A 16,533-nucleotide genomic window follows, 5' to 3' on the forward strand; every position below is an offset into this window, starting at 1 on the left:
AACGTTCGTAAAATCTGTGTCATTTCCGCAGAAGCCCGGAGGGTCAATGAACTATTGAACTATTGAGCTGTTGCCGGCGGTTGTGCCAGCCGCCCTTTGATCCGTGCTTCTATTTAATCCGGACCGTCCCTTTGCCGAGCATGTTTTCGATCATTTCGAAAAATTCGGGCGACGGTTTGATCCGATAGTTGTCGCTGAGCGCAAGGAGCTTTTGGCTTTGCTCGTAAAAGAGCACCGTGGCCACCGGACCCGGATGCTCCTGAAGCAGCTGCTTCAGCCTGGCAAGCAGGTCCGGGTTCTCCGCTTCCGGCGTTATCTTAACGAAGACGCGCTGCTCCGCCGTTGTGGGGCGGCGCGCTTGTTCCTTCGCCGGGGCGGGTGCGCCGCCGCCCTGCTCCTTGCGCGCCGGGGCGTCGGCCGGCGCGGCAGCATCGCCGGCCGCTGCCTGCGGAGCGGGGCGGCCCGCAGGCGCGCCCTGCCGCCGCGAGGGCCCCGGCCCCGCGGCGAAGGATCTGCCGCCGGCTGGCGCCTGGTTCCGCTTGACCATCTGGGCAAGCGGGGCCCCGGCTAGCGGCAGCACTTCCTCGGCGAGGAGCTTGAAGCCCTCGTCCTGCTGCTGCACCTTGGCGCGCAGTGCCAGCAGCTCGCCCTTGCCGACATAGCTCGAGCTGCGCTTCCAAACTTCAGGGAACAGCACCACTTCGCAGCGTTCGATCTGGTCTTCCAGCTCCATGAAGGCCATCGCTTTGCCCTGCTTGGTCGTGATCGACTTCACCGACACGACCATGCCGGCGACGACCACCTTCGTCTCATCCGGAGCTTCGGCCAGGTTCATCAGCCGCTCCACGCCCGGTTCGTCCAATACTTCATCAAAGTCGTCCAGGGGGTGGCCGGACAGATACAGACCGAGCAGCTCGCGCTCGTGCTCCAGCTGCTGGGAAACGGAAAACGGCGGAATGTCAGGATATTCGATCTCCCAATTCGTCGTTTCGACAAAATCAAACAGCTGGATCTGCAGATCCTCGCGTTCCTTACGCCATTTGACGGCGGCATCGACGGTCTCGTCCAGCATGGCGAGCAGCTGCGCGCGGTGGCCCGGCAGCGAATCGAAGGCGCCCGCCTGGATCAGCGACTCGATCACCCGTTTGTTGCAGACGCGCAGATCGATCCGGCGGCAGAAGTCGAGCAGGCTTTCGAACGGCTTCTCTTCCCGGACGCGCATCATGTTTTCCACGGCCTGGGTACCCACGTTTTTGATAGCCCCCAGCCCGAAACGGATATGCCCCGGCCCTTCGGCCGGCTGCCCGTTCTCCGCGCTTACCGCCACCGGTGTAAACAGCACGCCGCTCTCGTTGACGTCGGGCGGCAGCACCTTGATGTTCATCCGGCGGCACTCCACCACGTATTCCGCGACCTTCCGGTGGCTGCCCATGACGGCCGTCAGCATCGAGGCCATGAACTGCACCGGATAGTGCGCCTTGAGATAAGCGGTCTGGAATGCCAGAACAGCGTACGCTGCCGCGTGGGCTCTTGGGAAACCGTAATCGGCAAAGCGCACGATCATGTCGTATACCTTGTTCGCATCCACTTCGGTATATCCCTGCTTCAGGCTGCCCTCCACGAAGTGGCTGCGCTCACGGTCGAGCACTTCCCGCTTCTTCTTGGACACGGCACGCCGCAGCAGATCGGCTTCCCCGAGTGAGAAGCCCGCCATCAGCGAGGCGATTTTCATGATCTGCTCCTGGTACACAATGATACCGTAGGTATCGGCCAGGATCGGCTTCAAATCGTCATGCGGGTAGTCGACCTGGATGGTACCATGCTTCGCCTGAATGAAATTCGGGATAAACTCCATCGGACCCGGGCGGTACAGCGCCACGACCGAGATGACGTCCTCGAATACGCTTGGCTTCAGCTCTTTGAGCACCCGCCGCATGCCGGCGGACTCCAGCTGGAACACGCCGGTCGTATCTCCGCTCCCCAGCATCTCATAGGTCAGCGGGTCATTGTCCGGAACCTGCGCGAAGTCCGGCGCGCTGCCGGTCATTTCCCCGATCCAGCGCATGGACCGCTCGATGATCGACAGGGTGCGCAGACCGAGAAAGTCCATTTTGAGCAGGCCGATGCTTTCCAGCTGCTCCATCGGATATTGGGTCAGCGCGGTTCGCTCGCTGCCTTCCTGCAGCGGGACCGCATCGGTCAGCGGGTCGCGCGATATGACCACGCCCGCGGCGTGGGTCGACGCGTGCCGCGGCATGCCTTCGACCTTCATGGCCATATCGAGCATCTCGCGGGTTTTAGGGCTCTGCTCGTACAGCTTCTTCAGCTCGTCGCTGATTTCCATCGCCCGGCGGATGTTGATGCCGTGTGCATTCGGGATGAGCTTGGCCGCCTTGTCCACCTCGCCGTACGATACGTTCAAGGCGCGTCCCACGTCGCGTACCGCCGCGCGGGCGGCCATCGTCCCGAAGGTGATGATCTGCGCGACGTGTTCGCTTCCGTATTTATCGGCCACGTACTCGATTACTTCGTCGCGGCGTTCGTCGCTGAAGTCGATATCGATATCCGGCATGGTCACCCGCTCCGGGTTCAGGAAGCGTTCGAACAGCAGGTTGTACTTGATCGGATCAACGTTCGTGATACGGAGCACGTAAGCGACGAGACTGCCCGCGGATGAGCCCCGTCCGGGACCGGTCACGATTCCCTGCCGGTGCGCATACGCGATAAAATCCCAAACGATGAGGAAGTAATCGCTGAACCCCATGCTGCCGATGACGCCGAGCTCGTAGTCGAGGCGCTGGAGAAGCTCTCTTTTTCCTTCTTCGGTGTCCCACAGGCCGGTCGTGCTGTAGCGGCTCTCCAGTCCTTCCAGACACAGGGTCCGCAAGTATTCGGCAGCCGTCTGCCCCTGGGGAAGCGGGCGGTATTCCGGCAGAATAGACCGGCCGAATTCGAGCTCCAGGCTGCATTTGTCCGCAATGAGGAGCGTATTGTCCAGAGCTTCCCGGACATGCGGGAACAAGCGGGCCATTTCCTCTCCGCTCTTCAGATACAGCTGGTCCGTCTGAATCTGCAGCCGGTCCTCGTCCTCTACCGTTTTCCCCGTACCGATACAGATCAGCACGTCCTGCATGGAGGCATCTTCACGGACGAGATAGTGGACGTCGTTGGTCGCCACGAGCGGAACGTCCAGCTCCCGGGCAAGCTCGATCAGCTGCGGATTAACCCGCTTCTGTTCGGGCAGCCCATGGTCCTGCAGCTCCAGGTAAAAATCTTCGCCGAAAATGTCACGGTACCGCAGCGCCGCCCGGCGCGCCTCCTCAGTCCGGCCGTGCAGCAGATGCTGAGGCACTTCCCCGCCGAGGCAGGCGCTCAGGCAGATGATGCCCTCATGATGTTTCGCGAGCGCATCCATGTCGATGCGCGGTTTATAGTGAAAACCTTCCAAATGCCCGATGGAGCACAGCTTCATCAGATTGCGGTAACCCGTCTCGTTCTTGGCCAGCAGGATCAGGTGATAGATCGGCTGATCCTTGCGGCTGCCGCGCTCTTTGCGGGAACCGGCCGTCAGGTAGGCCTCGCAGCCGATGATCGGCTTGATGCCTTCCGCCACACAGGCTTTATAAAATGGCACCGCGCCGTACATGACCCCATGGTCAGTCAGCGCCAGCGCCTTCATTCCGTTCTCCGCGGCTCGCCGGACAAGGTCCGAGATCCGTGCCGCTCCATCCAGAAGGCTGTATTCGCTATGCACGTGAAGATGCACAAATGAACTCATGTCTCGTCTCCTTTTCGCCGCAGTGATCACTGGTTTTTAACGTTTCATGTACTATTTATTATTTTATCATAATCCGCCTAGGACCGCCCATAGAATGGAATAAGGAAACCGCTGGACAAGGCGTTTCCGACCTCCTTGGGAAAGGACTGGGAATCATGAGCGTGTTTTTATCCAAAGCCATACTGGATTTCTTTATCGCTTTCGGCATCGTGCTGGGCGGTGCGATGGTCGGCGGGATCGGTGCAGTCATCTCGCTGCAATCACCGACACACACCATGCTCGAGGTGGCCGATCGGATTAAAATATGGGCCATGGCGGCGGCGATCGGCGGCACGATCGATCCGATGCGGGTCATCGAGAGCAATTTTATGGGGGGCAATCTTTCCCCCGCCATCAAGCAGGTTCTGTTTCTCCTCTTCGCTTTCCTCGGCGCTCACATGGGCAGCGAGCTGGTCAAATGGGTTTGCGGCGGCAGGGAGTAGCCGATGCGAATTCCTCCGTTCAGCCGATACCGCCATTTCTCCCAGCTGACCGCCGTCTTCGTCTTGGGCGCCGTTATCGGAAGCGTCGTGTATAATTCGGTGTTCCACTCCAGCTTTGACATGCTTTGGGCGTCCAATCAGGACCTGGAGCTTCGGATCCAGCAATACGAGGACGACATCAAAACGCTGAAAAAATACAACAATCAGCAGACCGTGATCAAGGAAATCAAAATCCGTGCGGAGCAGCAGGACCCGCCTCTCGATCCGGTCATCGTCAAGGAAGTGATCCGCAAACTCGGCGAGGATCTGGAGGTGCTGCGGGGCCGAAACATTTTCGATATCGACGAGGACAGCAAAATCGCCCGGAACCTCCTCAATCGTAAAATTTACAGGGTGCGCGATAAGGAATATTCCATCGAAATCAAGACGATGCTGGTGGCGGAGGGCGTGCTCCAGATCTGGATCGACATCGAGCCTCAAAGTGTCGCTTCGGTCGGCAAATCGTGATACAATGAGGAATATTGAAGTTATTGACAGTAAAGGAGCTGCAGCATTCGATGATTTCCGTCATCCGCTATTGCCTATTTGCGCTGCTGGTGATTACCTGTTTATGTTCCGCTTACTACAGCTACCGCGCCCGGCGTTCCGCCGATGTCCGTGACCGGGGCTTGTACGGCTCGAATATGAATATCTGCCTTGGAATAATGCTGATCGTGCTTGCGCTGATCTGCATGTTTATTTTCCATGGATCGACCGCCGCGGTCGTTATCGAGGGGCTGTTCCTCGTCCTCGGGGCGTTCAATATTTTCGCGGGTATCCGCAATCGGGGCCATTTCAGCCGCATGAAATCCTCAGATACGAAAGCTTGAATCTGGTGCTGCAATTGCGCAGTGTAATCTGAATCTTCCAAGCGTGGACAAGACCCAAACTTTAACGTGGCGGGAGATAATCGGGGCCACACACAACAAATAACCGGCCGTATCTTTGATCAAAGATGCTGCCGGTTATATTTATGTCTGGCTAAGACCATGGCCAATTCGGCCATGCCCGTTACCTGTTATCCATGCTCGATAGAATGAAGCGTCAGCACGGCTTTGGCTACCAGGCTGTCGTCATGCAGCATTTCGATCTCGATCTTGCACGTCCGCCGGCTCGCCTCCAGCAGCCGCGGCATGACGGTCACCGGATCCTCGATCTGCACCGGGCGGACGAAGTATGTCGACATGTTATCCAGGACAAAGTCATTCCCCGTCATATCCTTCGCCGCCCGCAGCGCCGCCTGTGTCATCACCGTGGTCAGGATGCCTTCCGAAATCGTACCGAGATCCGTCGCCATCTGCGGCGTAATAAAGCCGTGGAAAAAGAGCCGCCCCTCCTCATCCCGCTCATCCGCAAATCCGTTCCAGATCAAATGGTCGAACGTCTCACCGAGCTGCGGCTGCTTGCGGGCGTCGCGCATGGCCTGAAGCACTTCCTTCCGCGACACGGTCGCCACCAGCTTGCGGTTGCGGTCGACGATCGGCAGAAAGTCCACGCCTTCCCACATCATGAGCTGCGCTGCAGACGCGAGCGAGGTTTGCAGTCCGGCCGTGACCGGATTGCGGACCAGCAGCTTCTCGATGCTCTGCCCATCGGGCAGGTCCTTCATATCGCTCCGGTTCACGATACCGAGCACCCGGTTCCACTCATCGATGACCGGCAGCCGCAGCTGTCCGGTCTGATCCGCCAGCGCTTTGCAATCCGCCACGGTGCTCGACAGCTTGAGGGCGTGGATTTTGGCCCGGGTGTTGACGATGTCCTCCACGATCATAATTTTCTTCTTGATCAGGCGGTCGAAAATGGCCCGGTTGATCAGCGATGCCACCGTAAACGTGTCGTGGCGCGATGAAAAAATCGGCAGGTCGAGCGTGTCGGCCAGCTCCTTGACCTCCCGGCTCGTTCCGAATCCGCCGGTAATGAGCACGCCCGCTCCCTGCTCCAGCGCCAGCGAATGCGCGTCAGCCCGGTTGCCGACGATGAGCAGGCTGCCCGCGTCGATGTAACGGGCCATGGCGTCCACTTCCATGGCGCCGATGACGTATTTATGCAGATGTTTATTCAGTCCATCGGCTCCGCCGATCATGTGGCCTTCCACGATCTCGACCACGTCGGCGAAGGTGAGCTGCTCGGAAATATTCCGCGGCTTCTTCTCGACCCGGACGGTGCCGATCCTTTCCTTGGTCACGACGATGCCCAGGTTTTCGGCGTCCTTAACCGCCCGATAAGCGGTCCCTTCGCTAACGGACATTTCCTTCGCCAGCTTGCGGACCGAAATCTTGGTGCCAATTTTCAGCCCTTCGATATGCTGCAGCAGCTGCTCATGTTTCGTAATCGTTTCATCGCGGCCCTCCAACTGTTACACCCCCACGTTTCTATCTGTACCATACTGTACTATTATAGCATGGTTGAGGCCGGAAAATAACAACGCAAAAAAAGCCGCCTCCACGCAATAACTTGCGCAAGACAGCTTTTGATCGCATTTATACATTTTCCTGGCGCTGCTGTGTTTCCTCCGGCCATTTCAGCTGCCACTGCTGCAGCTTGGCCTTACGAATGCGCTCCAGCGCTCTTTGTTTCTCTTCGTCCACCCCAAGCAAATAATGCAGGTGCGAGCCGATTATCAGAAAGGCAAACACGGCCCAGGCCGCTCCGAACCCGGAAGCCCAGGTCCATCCGCCGCTGAAGTTGATCCGGGGCAGAGCGTACACCAGCATCGCCAGAGCGAGAAGTAGGTAAATGGAATGCTTCAGTTTGCTTCTTTTTTTCATCTCATCGCAGCTCCTTCATTTGGTAACTCTATATTTCTACTCTATGAAGGGGTCTGCGAAAATATGAGAAAAGTTTTGTCCAACCTACAGGCTTTGTCCCCCGTACAGATGCTGGAGGCTGTCCGAAATGATTTTGTTCACGTCCTCGATGATCGTGCTGAGGCGGCGCTCCGCTTCAAACAACCGGCGGATGTTCAGGTTCAGGCTGAGCACGTCGAAGAGCTTCTCCATCTTCTCCATCTCCTCCTGGGATGGCATATCCCCGGACATCATCCGCTGCTGAATTTCCATCTGCCGCTGGCGGAAATCCTCAAGCATTTGTTTGCTCTCCGGATCCGCTTCAATCAGACTCATCGCCGAGCTGATTTCCTGGACCTCCGAGCTTTCCTTTAGGGCTTTGGCCAAATCGTGCGCTTTGTCATAAATGTTCATAGGTTGTCATTTCCTCCTTAAATTTGGGCAGTTACCAATCGGCGTGTTTTATGGGAGACGGACCGCTGACTCCCGCGGAAGTGAATCCTGCGATCATTGCAAGCTTTGGCTTTGCTCACAGCTTATCAATCCGCCCGTCTCCGAAAAAATGAAGGGCTGAAATCCCGGTTTTTATAAAAGTGGGTCAATCACCAAGGGATATATGTCCTCATATGATGCATTACATGCAATATTGCAGATGCTCCTTATCTGCCCTGTAGACATCAAGTTGTTGTTGGAAGGAGATCCACGATGTCCAAAAAAAAGCTACCGGTCCAAACGTTCAGCCCGGGCATTGTGAAAGAAAACACCGTCATGCTCGGCGAGAGACTGATCAAACAGTGGAAGATTCCCACCGACCGGCCTCTGCAGCTGTCCTTTGGTTCCTTTAGACAAGAGATCACCGTTATTTCCGCAGCAAAATATTCCGGCCTGCGCATCAGCGAGCCACTGGCCCGCAAAATGGGCTTAGCGTCCCGTCCCGTGCTCCGAGTGGCATACAGCCCATCCAGCAAAACGCTCAGGCTGGGTCCGCTCATCAGTGTCCTGATCAGCCGGGATTATCCTGACACGCCGGAAAAGCCGTTCGGTTCCATTTCCATGTTCTGCAGGGAACTCGTCAACGCCTGCCGCAAGCAGGGTGCATACGTATACTTCTTCACTCCGAATCACATCACCGAGAGTGCAAGCAGCATACAGGGCTGGATCTATGACGGCGGATGGCGCCAGACAACGATGCCTATCGCAGATGTCATCAATAACCGCCTGACGACACGCAAAATGGAGAATAAACCTAGCGTACAGCATTTTATGAAAGAAGTAAAATCCCGCTACGGGAGCCACATATTCAACGAAAAGTTTTTGGACAAAAATGAAGTGTTCGACACGCTGAAGCAGGACTCCTCCTTATCCCGGCTGATGCCGGAATCGCACCTGCTGACCGGCTATTCCATCCTGAAGAAGATGTGCAGCCAGTATCCGGTCGTGTTTCTGAAACCGGTGCGGGGCAGCCTCGGCAAAGGGATCATCCGGATCTCCAGGCAGTCTGACGGCACCTACCAAACTTTGGCGACATCGGTGGGCGGGCCCAAAAAACAAAGTTATCCAAACCTTAACAAACTGTTTACCAACGTCTCCGGAAAGATGAAGAGCACCCGCTACCAGATTCAGCAGGGCTTGACGCTCATCGACCACAGCAAACGGCCCATCGATTTCCGTGCGCTCGTCCAAAAGAACGGTCTCGGCAAATGGAGCGTGACTTCGGTCGTAGCCCGGATCGCGGGCGGGAACCATTTTGTCTCGAACCTCGCCAGAGGCGGAACCCTCAGCACCGTAAAGGAAGCTGTGAACCGCTGCGCCCTCCCGCCGGCCGTGAAAAGCACTGCACACGCCAAGCTGCAGCGGGCTTCGCTGGACATCGCCAAAGGCCTGGATGCGCTGCTGCCCGCCCATTTCGGCGAACTCGGCATCGACCTGGCTATGGATACCTCCGGTAAAATATGGCTGCTCGAGGTTAATTCCAAGCCTTCCAAAAACGACAATACGCCGCTCCATGAACAGAAAATAAGGCCTTCCGTCAAACGCCTGCTGGAATACTGCGCCTTCTTGTCAGGGTTTTAGGAGGTGCCGCGATGAAAAGAACCACAATCGGAACCATTGGAATCTTAAGTTCCTCCACACCGGGCTCCCCTCCCTTTTCGGGAGAAGGATACGCCCGCCGATTGGCTGTGGCCGGCAGGAAATACGGTATTCAGGTCGTCGTTTTTTGCCCTGAGGGCGTGCCGGAGGGACAGAGAAGCATCCATGGATATATCTTCAGCGATGGGGCGTGGCACGCTGCCACGGTCCCCTTTCCGGATATCGTCTACGACCGCTGTTTTCCGCAGCGAGGCAGCGAATACCGGGCAGCGGCGAGGTTACTTGCGGACGCCCCTACTGGGAAGAGGTGGATCCTGTGGTCCCGCGGACTTCCCGGGAAAGGGCATGTGGACCAAGTACTTCGTAAGGAGCCCGGCCTGCTGCCGTTTCTTCCCCCGACTGCCGTCTATCGTGGGAGCAGCCAATTGCTGCGCACCTTGGAGAAATATGACGGCGAGCTGTTCATGAAGCCGATGAGCGGATCCCAGGGAAAAAATACGCTTCGCGTCACGCGCCATGCCGCAGACGGATCTCTGACGATCCGGGGAAGAAGCGCAAGCAACCTGCCGTTTGTGAAGCATTTCGACGATACGAGTTCAGGCCTAACATGGATCCGGCGGTTTACCGGGGACCGTTCGTACCTGATTCAGCCCTTCCTGCATTTGTACAACGCAGACGGCGCCCCTTTTGACGTAAGAGTGCTGATGCAAAAAAATGAAACGGGTTCGTGGATGCATACCGGCATGGCGCTGCGCCTGGGCAACCCGGACAGCATTACCTCAAACCTTCACGGCGGAGGAAAACCTCTGTCTGTCCTGCCTTTTCTGACCGAACAATTCGGGGCTGACCGGGCAGAACACATAAGGGATCGTCTTCATAATCTGTCGGAGAAGATTCCGCCGATTCTGGAAAGCCGTTATGGCCGGCTCGGAGAACTGGGTATCGATCTTGGCATTGATACGAAAGGGAGAATCTGGCTGCTTGAAGTCAATTCCAAACCGGGGCGCACCTCCTTCCGGCACATTGGGGAACCAGGCAGCGATGTTCTCGCTACGGAAAATCCGCTCCGTTATGCCCGCTATTTATTGCTTCGACAACTTAGGAGGGTAAATTGATGAGTTTGACATTTTGTAATGTTCATTTTTCGCAGCAGCCCGAGAAAGTCGTCTACATTTCGAATTCGCTGATGAAAAGCCTCAAGCTGTCCGGCAAAAAGAATATTCAGCTCCGTCTGGGAAAAGACATGGTTAACGCAACCATTAAGCCCATAAAAAAGACGGGTAAGCATCTGTTCCTCAGCTCCGGTGTCCGAAGCGGCATCCACGTTCCAAACGCCGGCGGGGTCATGCTGAGAAATCTCCAGGAGGACGAAGTCCAGCTCGGTCCTCTGATCGGCGTGCTCTCGGATGGACCCAGCACGTCGCCATCGCAGCCGTTCGCTTCCCGGACGAATTTTATCAAACAGCTTCTCCGCGAGGGGAAAAGGAAGTCGTATATTTTCGCCTTTACGCCCAAGGACATCAACTGGCAGCAGGAGACGGTCCGGGGCTATTTTCTGAACGACAACGGCACCTTTTACCGTAAAACCGTTCCGCTGCCCGATGTCGTCTACAACCGCCTCCCAAGCCGGAAAGCGGAAACCTCCTCTTCCATCAATCAGCTCAGAGAGCGGCTGACCCGCAAGAGAATCCCGTTTTTTAACTGGAGCTTCTTCAACAAATCCGACATCTACCGCCTGCTTGAAGACGACAACACGGTGAACCGGTACGTGCCCGAATCCCATATCAACCCTTCCCCGGAACGGATCAAGGATATGCTTGAAAGGCATCAGTTTCTGTACTATAAGCCTTCCGCAGGAAGCTTGGGTAAAGGCATCTATCGTTTGACTTACCTCCCGAAAAGGGGATATTTCGCCCGTTACCGCAAGGGAGGCGGCAACGTCCTGCTCCGTTTCAGCAACTTCAACAGCTTGATGCGGATGCTTAAATCCAGACATGGCCGGACCCTGGAAACGTATGTCATTCAGCAGGGAATCCGGCTGGTCGAAATCGACAACTGCCCGATTGACTTCCGCTTCCATATGCATAAGAACGGCAGCAACAAATGGGTTGTTGTCGGAGTCGGCGCCAAAAAGGCCGGCCGCGGCAGCGTAACGACCCACCTGAAGAATGGCGGCTCCCTCCTTACTCCTGAACAGGCATTGAGCCGGACCTTTGGCGACAGATCCGACGAGGTGCTGCAAAACGCCAAAAAAGTCGCGATTACCCTGGCCGAAGCGATTGAGTTTCATCACCAGCATCTCCTTGGAGAAATCGGTTTTGACCTGGGTATCGACCAAGACGAGAAAGTGTGGATGTTTGAAGCGAACGCCAAGCCGGGCCGTTCCATTTTCAGCCATCCTTCCCTCAAAGCGGAAGGCAAGGCATCCGTTGAGCATATTCTTGAACACTGCCTGTATTTGAGCAAGTTCCGCAGGAGGGATGTGGAGTGAACATCCGGAGTCATACCGACAACAAACCCGTAGTGGCCATCCTGACCATGTCGGATTCCCACGGTTATTTCCGGGGAAATCAACAGAATTTTGAAGATATTGTCAAGACAGGACAGAAAATGGGATTTCCTGTCTATGTAGTCACAGCTAAAGATCTGAAGCTGACGGAGGATCGGATCAAAGGATTTACACTGAATGACGAGGAGACCTGGGAACAGCAGTATTTTCCGCTGCCCCAGGTCATCTATAACCGGATTCCGCAGCGTGAAGACGAACTCCGGCCCGCTGTGCGCCAGAAAATCAAGGAATGCATGAAACATCCATCCATTTCGCTGTTCAATCCGCACTTTTTCAACAAATGGCATCTGTTCGAGTGGCTCAGAAGCTCCAAAGCGACGGAGCATCTGGTACCGAAAACCAAACGCTTCACAAGCGTGAGCACGCTGCAGAAAATGCTTGAGCGTTATCCCTGCCTTTACCTCAAACCCGAAAGCGGAAAAGCCGGAAAAGGCATTATGATGCTGAGATACCAGAGAGACAAACTGCTTCCCTACCGCCTCAAAGTTCAGCACCACCGATCCAGCACCACGTACAAAACGCGGAATCTGTACCGCCTCTGGGCACGGATCAAAAGCGAAACCGGCAGCGCACGCTACATTATTCAGCAGGGCATCGAACTCGCATCCGTCAACAACCGGCACTTTGACCTAAGGGCGCTGCTGCAAAAAAACAACAAAGGCTTATGGAGTGTTACCGGTGTCGGAGCCAGAATGGCGGGTTCTAAGAGCATTACGACCCATGTACCGAGAGGCGGCACGATCGAGGATCCCAGCAAGCTCCTGTCCGATGTATTCGGATCCGAGATGTCGGCCGTGATTTTGAACCGCGTCCGAACGACGGCAATCATCATCGCCCGCCAGATTGAGAAGGCTTCCGGCTACGAACATGGAGAGATGTCGATGGACCTCGGGATTGACGAGTTAGGAAATATCTGGTTCTTTGAGGCAAACGCCAAGCCGATGAAATTCGATGAACCGCATATCCGGAAGCGGTCTCTCAAGCGAATTTTCCAATACAGCGAATATCTCTCCAATCAACCTAAAATGTAATTGCAAGGGAAGTGATTGACAGGTGCAGATCTTAACGATAACCCCGACCCGTGAAGATTGGCTGCGCCAGCACGCCAAAATTCTCAAATTTGTGTTTGAACACGGCGGAAATCAGGCGGCGCGCGCGGAGTTCATTCTTCTTGCCCGATTGACGGCGGAGCAGCTCGCTGCGCCGGGAACCTCGCTTATGGCCGCAACCGTCCGGTGCGAAGACGGGGAACGTCTGGCCGGTGTCAGCTTTGTATCGGGCTACGGGACCGAGGGGTGTCTCGTCGTCGTCCATCCGCTGTACCGCGGAAGAGGGATCGGCACCTCCCTTCTGGCCTCGCAGCTTCGGCAGTTAGGCACCATGCGATGCGAGGCTCTTCTGAGCCGGCTTCCTTTTGTTAAAATGTGCTTTCGCGCCGGACTTCACGCCGTCGCCGTCCACCAGGGGGCTGCCGGAGAGCCCGCCCTGGTCATGGAGGGGCCGTGTGGAGATCCGGATGGTGCATCCATTACTCTGACCCAAGAAGGTGATCCCCTGTGCCGCTACCCGTGTTAGGCATCTTGACGCTGTATCTGAACGAGCATAAGCATTTGGAGGAAAAACCGATCTATCAGAAAATGATCGTTGAAGGCGGCAAGCTGGGACTTGACGTATTTGTGTTTACCCCGATGGACGTCAGCGACAGCAAGAAAAAAATCTTTGCCATGGAATACGACGCAAAGCAAAAGAAGTGGACGCGGCGATGGAGAAACTTCCCGGATATGATTTATGACCGGTGCCGCATCCAGAAGAGCCCCCGCTTTGCCCAGCTTCTGCAGTTCCGGAGCCGGTACAGCAAGATGCTGTTTCTGAACAAACCGCTCCGCAACAAATGGACCATTCACGAGGTGCTGTCCAAAAAGGCGGAATTCCGGAAGTTTCTGCCGGAAACGCGCCTGTATCACGGACTGACAGACGTCCACCAAATGCTGAAGAACAGGTCTGTCGTGTTTTTAAAACCGATCAACGGAACCGGCGGGCGGGGTATTTTACGGATTGAAAAATTGAAGGCTGCTTCCCAGTACTACATTCAAGGACGGAATCAGCAGCGGAAAATCATCTCTCCGCAAAAAATCCACGCTTCCCGGCTCGGCGCCATTCTGAGCGGCTGGAATATGAAGGACCGGTATTTGATCCAGGAAGGCATCGCCGTGGAGCTTCCCGACGGCCGGGTTCATGACTACCGCATGCTGGTGCAGAAAAACAAGGAGGGGCATTGGCAGCTGACCGGCATTGCCGGCCGGGTGGGGGCGCCGCGGAGCGTCACCTCCAACCTGCACGGCGGCGGAAGAGCCGTGCCCGCTCATCAAATGCTGTCTTCTTGGATCACGAATGAGGAGCAGCGGCAGGAAGTGATCTCGACGGCAGGCAAGATGGGCGTGGACATCGCCGCCTATCTGGAGCACCAGTACGGACCGCTGTGCGAGCTGGCGCTAGACCTCGCCATCAACCGGAAAGGCCGGATTTACCTGCTCGAAGTCAATCCCAAGCCCGCGAGGGAAGTCTTCTCCCAGATCGGCGAACCCGAACTGTACCGCACGGCCATCACCAGACCGTTGGAGTACGCCCTGTGGGTTTACAAGCAGAAGACGGAAACCGCCGACACTAAAGAAAACAAACCGCAGCTCTAGCGCGGTTTGTTTTTCTTTATATGCAGCTATGATTCCCTTCAAAGGCGGCTCATCGCCGATTTACACCGATGAGGCATACAGCCCCAGAAGTTCGTCGAACGAGCTGATGAGGACGTCGGACCCTGCCAGTTCATCCGGGTTTCCAAACCCGGCATATTGGCATCCGATGACGGCGAGGCCGTTCTTCCGGCCGGCTTCCACATCCGAAGATCGGTCGCCTACCATCCAGGCGCTGCTTACACCTTCGCGCTGAAGCAGTAATTCCACCAGATGCACCTTTGATTTGGTTCCGTGCTCCCCGGCACTGTACAGGCCGTCAAAAAGGTCCAGAATGCCGTGGGCCTCCGCGATCCCCTTTACGTAATGCTCCAGCCCGTTGCTTGCTACATACAGGCGCACACTCTGCTCCTTCAACCGTGCCAGCGTTTCCTTCACGCCGGGATAGAGCTCGGTGTTCCCTGCCTTGAGCCCCTCCAATTCCAGCTGGAGAAGGAGCTCGTTAGCACGCGCATGGGCACGTTCGCTGCCGTCCGGCATGACCACTTTCCAAATGTCTTCCAGCAGCATCCCGAGACTGCCCATCATCCGTTCCGCCGGAGGCGTCGGTGCAGTATACAGCCCCTCCTCCCGCAGCTTGTCGAATAACCGCTGATGGGCCGGCAGCAGCAGCGATTCGGTTTTGAACAGCGTGCCGTCCATGTCGAATAATATCGCCTGCGGCTTGTTCAATGTCTTCTCTTTGTCCATCGGTTATCTTCCCTTTCATTGCCTGCTTTAATGCGTAATACTCAGTATCACCCAATTACATGCCTATGATAAGGGAAGTGCCAAGCCTTGTAAACTTCGGTCGTTCATAAAAAAGGTTAACCTTTAGAAGAACCGTTTTTTACCCCGGTCATCTTTAATGATCTCCACGGCTTCCCGGAACCGGGTCGAATGGACGATTTCCCGCTCCCGAAGGAACTTCAGTCCGTCCTGCAGGTCCACGTCATCCGTCATGTCAATCAGCCACTGGTATGTAGCCCTGGCCTTTTCTTCTGCGGCGATGTCCTCATATAAATCGGCGAGCGGATCGCCTTTGGCCTGAATGTACGCCGCCGTCCATGGGACCCCGGCTGCATTTTGGTAGTACAATGCTTTGTCATGATTGACATAGTGGTCTGCGAGTCCGGCTGCCTTCAGCTGATCCGGCGTCGCATCTTTTGTCAATTTATAAACCATGGTGGCAATCATTTCCAAATGGGCAAATTCCTCCGTGCCGATGTCGTTGAGAATGCCGATGACCTTATCCGGGATGGTGTACCGTTGATTCAAATATCTCAAGGCAGCGGCCAATTCCCCGTCGGCACCGCCGTACTGCTCCAGCAGCAACCGGGCCATATATGGATCACACTTGCCGACCCTGACCGGATACTGCAGCTTTTTTTCATATATCCACATGCGGGACATTCGCCTCCTTTAGATTCTTTGCCGGTTACACCTGCCATGGCCACGGGGCCTGCGGCCATTCAAACGGGAACTTCGAATAGGCATGGCCGAAATGCATCAACGGTCCATAGGATTCCTGAAACTCCCGGACGATCGGGATCCGCTCCTGGGCGAGCCGGTTGTACTGCTCGATGCTTTTTAAATCGTCCGGATGCGTATCCAGGAACAGATTCAGCTCGACCAAGGCGAAATCGATCATCTGCAGCTTTTCAAGCAGCTCGTAATAGCGCTGATCCACCGCCGGTTTAGACTGGTTCTCCATCACTCCCCACCTCCTCCACTCTTTTGCCTTTAGATTCATAAGGGCTGTAAAGGTTCGGCCAAAGCGTTCCCAGCTTCAGCGCCTCGGCGAGGCTGAATTGCGGCCAGTCCAGAGGCTGGAACACGATATACTGGTTGGGCGGGACGACGTACGTCCTGTAAGGCAGCGGCGGGCACGGATCAAACGGGCCAATGAAAGGCTTATACACTCGTACCTGTGAGTTCACCACTTGCTCCTCCTTTTGTTGTCCATACTAAAGTCGCTGATTTCCCTTGAGAAGGCGAAAAATCAGACACTCTTCGTAATTAAACATATGACCCATCCGCGGAATCTGAACAAAAAAGTTCA

The 16,533-nt window shown here is 55.8% G+C and carries 17 protein-coding genes; 9 read left to right on the forward strand and 8 right to left on the reverse strand.

The features are described from left to right. Positions 1-109 precede the first annotated feature (109 nt). Positions 110-3,778, reverse strand: a complete 3,669-nt coding sequence (locus K2F33_RS33110) for a DNA polymerase III subunit alpha (protein ID WP_263880664.1) — start codon at positions 3,776-3,778, stop codon at positions 110-112. A 155-nt stretch (positions 3,779-3,933) separates the two neighbouring features. Between K2F33_RS33110 and K2F33_RS33115 the strand changes: the two genes are divergently transcribed. The 3 genes from K2F33_RS33115 to K2F33_RS33125 are packed head-to-tail and all read left to right on the forward strand — an operon-like array spanning position 3,934 to position 5,129. Next, positions 3,934-4,260: a YtrH family sporulation protein gene (locus K2F33_RS33115; RefSeq protein ID WP_076170474.1), complete on the forward strand. Its 327-nt coding sequence runs from the start codon at positions 3,934-3,936 to the stop codon at positions 4,258-4,260. Positions 4,261-4,263: 3 nt separating this feature from the next. Beyond that, on the forward strand, positions 4,264-4,767 hold the full coding sequence (locus K2F33_RS33120) for a sporulation membrane protein YtrI (RefSeq protein ID WP_076170475.1): 504 nt from the start codon (positions 4,264-4,266) through the stop codon (positions 4,765-4,767). A gap of 14 nt (positions 4,768-4,781) precedes the next feature. Beyond that, a complete protein-coding gene (locus K2F33_RS33125) occupies positions 4,782-5,129 on the forward strand; it encodes a YtpI family protein (RefSeq protein ID WP_306433629.1) in 348 nt (115 codons plus the stop codon). A gap of 188 nt (positions 5,130-5,317) precedes the next feature. Here the strand turns inward: K2F33_RS33125 and K2F33_RS33130 are convergent, their stop codons facing one another. The 3 genes from K2F33_RS33130 to K2F33_RS33140 form a co-directional block, all read right to left on the reverse strand. Beyond that, the gene (locus K2F33_RS33130; RefSeq protein ID WP_089545815.1) at positions 5,318-6,652 is read right to left on the reverse strand and encodes a DRTGG domain-containing protein; all 1,335 of its coding nucleotides are present in this window, start codon (positions 6,650-6,652) and stop codon (positions 5,318-5,320) included. A 127-nt stretch (positions 6,653-6,779) separates the two neighbouring features. Beyond that, complete coding sequence (locus K2F33_RS33135) at positions 6,780-7,067, reverse strand: hypothetical protein (RefSeq protein WP_076170477.1); 288 nt, start codon at positions 7,065-7,067, stop codon at positions 6,780-6,782. Positions 7,068-7,151: 84 nt separating this feature from the next. Next, a complete protein-coding gene (locus K2F33_RS33140) occupies positions 7,152-7,499 on the reverse strand; it encodes a YlbF/YmcA family competence regulator (RefSeq protein ID WP_089545814.1) in 348 nt (115 codons plus the stop codon). 291 nt (positions 7,500-7,790) lie between these two features. Between K2F33_RS33140 and K2F33_RS33145 the strand changes: the two genes are divergently transcribed. Genes K2F33_RS33145 through K2F33_RS33170 form a run of 6 tightly spaced genes read left to right on the forward strand, consistent with a single transcriptional unit; the run spans position 7,791 to position 14,435 of the window. Beyond that, on the forward strand, positions 7,791-9,158 hold the full coding sequence (locus K2F33_RS33145; RefSeq protein ID WP_089545813.1) for a YheC/YheD family endospore coat-associated protein: 1,368 nt from the start codon (positions 7,791-7,793) through the stop codon (positions 9,156-9,158). 11 nt (positions 9,159-9,169) lie between these two features. Beyond that, positions 9,170-10,291, forward strand: coding sequence for a YheC/YheD family endospore coat-associated protein (locus tag K2F33_RS33150; protein ID WP_089545812.1), 1,122 nt, complete (start codon positions 9,170-9,172; stop codon positions 10,289-10,291). Further along, positions 10,291-11,667, forward strand: a complete 1,377-nt coding sequence (locus tag K2F33_RS33155; RefSeq protein ID WP_089545811.1) for a YheC/YheD family endospore coat-associated protein — start codon at positions 10,291-10,293, stop codon at positions 11,665-11,667. Before K2F33_RS33150 ends, K2F33_RS33155 begins: the two co-directional genes overlap by 1 nt. Positions 11,668-11,669: 2 nt before the next feature. Next, a complete protein-coding gene (locus tag K2F33_RS33160; protein WP_263882495.1) occupies positions 11,670-12,776 on the forward strand; it encodes a YheC/YheD family endospore coat-associated protein in 1,107 nt (368 codons plus the stop codon). A 22-nt stretch (positions 12,777-12,798) separates the two neighbouring features. Next, positions 12,799-13,320: a GNAT family N-acetyltransferase gene (locus K2F33_RS33165; RefSeq protein ID WP_089545810.1), complete on the forward strand. Its 522-nt coding sequence runs from the start codon at positions 12,799-12,801 to the stop codon at positions 13,318-13,320. Beyond that, positions 13,302-14,435, forward strand: coding sequence for a YheC/YheD family endospore coat-associated protein (locus K2F33_RS33170; protein WP_089545809.1), 1,134 nt, complete (start codon positions 13,302-13,304; stop codon positions 14,433-14,435). Before K2F33_RS33165 ends, K2F33_RS33170 begins: the two co-directional genes overlap by 19 nt. 60 nt (positions 14,436-14,495) lie before the next feature. On the opposite strand, the gene K2F33_RS33175 is transcribed toward K2F33_RS33170, so the two are convergent. The 4 genes from K2F33_RS33175 to K2F33_RS33190 form a co-directional block, all read right to left on the reverse strand. After that, the gene (locus K2F33_RS33175; protein ID WP_263880665.1) at positions 14,496-15,182 is read right to left on the reverse strand and encodes an HAD family hydrolase; all 687 of its coding nucleotides are present in this window, start codon (positions 15,180-15,182) and stop codon (positions 14,496-14,498) included. A gap of 123 nt (positions 15,183-15,305) precedes the next feature. After that, the gene (locus K2F33_RS33180; protein ID WP_076170485.1) at positions 15,306-15,875 is read right to left on the reverse strand and encodes a manganese catalase family protein; all 570 of its coding nucleotides are present in this window, start codon (positions 15,873-15,875) and stop codon (positions 15,306-15,308) included. Positions 15,876-15,909: 34 nt separating this feature from the next. Further along, a complete protein-coding gene (locus K2F33_RS33185; protein ID WP_076170486.1) occupies positions 15,910-16,185 on the reverse strand; it encodes a spore coat protein CotJB in 276 nt (91 codons plus the stop codon). After that, positions 16,169-16,411, reverse strand: coding sequence for a spore coat associated protein CotJA (locus K2F33_RS33190; protein ID WP_076170487.1), 243 nt, complete (start codon positions 16,409-16,411; stop codon positions 16,169-16,171). Before K2F33_RS33190 ends, K2F33_RS33185 begins: the two co-directional genes overlap by 17 nt. Positions 16,412-16,533: the final 122 nt, after the last annotated feature.

The sequence above is a fragment of the Paenibacillus sp. PSB04 genome, assembly GCF_025809195.1.
Taxonomy (GTDB): domain Bacteria; phylum Bacillota; class Bacilli; order Paenibacillales; family Paenibacillaceae; genus Paenibacillus_AQ; species Paenibacillus_AQ favisporus.

Coding starts and splice junctions, on each gene's coding strand:
- K2F33_RS33110 (WP_263880664.1), bottom strand. CDS start 3,778: ATGAGTTCATTTGTGCATCTTCACGTGCATAGCGAATACAGCCTTCTG.
- K2F33_RS33115 (WP_076170474.1), top strand. CDS start 3,934: ATGAGCGTGTTTTTATCCAAAGCCATACTGGATTTCTTTATCGCTTTC.
- K2F33_RS33120 (WP_076170475.1), top strand. CDS start 4,264: ATGCGAATTCCTCCGTTCAGCCGATACCGCCATTTCTCCCAGCTGACC.
- K2F33_RS33135 (WP_076170477.1), bottom strand. CDS start 7,067: ATGAAAAAAAGAAGCAAACTGAAGCATTCCATTTACCTACTTCTCGCT.
- K2F33_RS33140 (WP_089545814.1), bottom strand. CDS start 7,499: ATGAACATTTATGACAAAGCGCACGATTTGGCCAAAGCCCTAAAGGAA.
- K2F33_RS33145 (WP_089545813.1), top strand. CDS start 7,791: ATGTCCAAAAAAAAGCTACCGGTCCAAACGTTCAGCCCGGGCATTGTG.
- K2F33_RS33150 (WP_089545812.1), top strand. CDS start 9,170: ATGAAAAGAACCACAATCGGAACCATTGGAATCTTAAGTTCCTCCACA.
- K2F33_RS33155 (WP_089545811.1), top strand. CDS start 10,291: ATGAGTTTGACATTTTGTAATGTTCATTTTTCGCAGCAGCCCGAGAAA.
- K2F33_RS33175 (WP_263880665.1), bottom strand. CDS start 15,182: ATGGACAAAGAGAAGACATTGAACAAGCCGCAGGCGATATTATTCGAC.
- K2F33_RS33180 (WP_076170485.1), bottom strand. CDS start 15,875: ATGTGGATATATGAAAAAAAGCTGCAGTATCCGGTCAGGGTCGGCAAG.
- K2F33_RS33185 (WP_076170486.1), bottom strand. CDS start 16,185: ATGGAGAACCAGTCTAAACCGGCGGTGGATCAGCGCTATTACGAGCTG.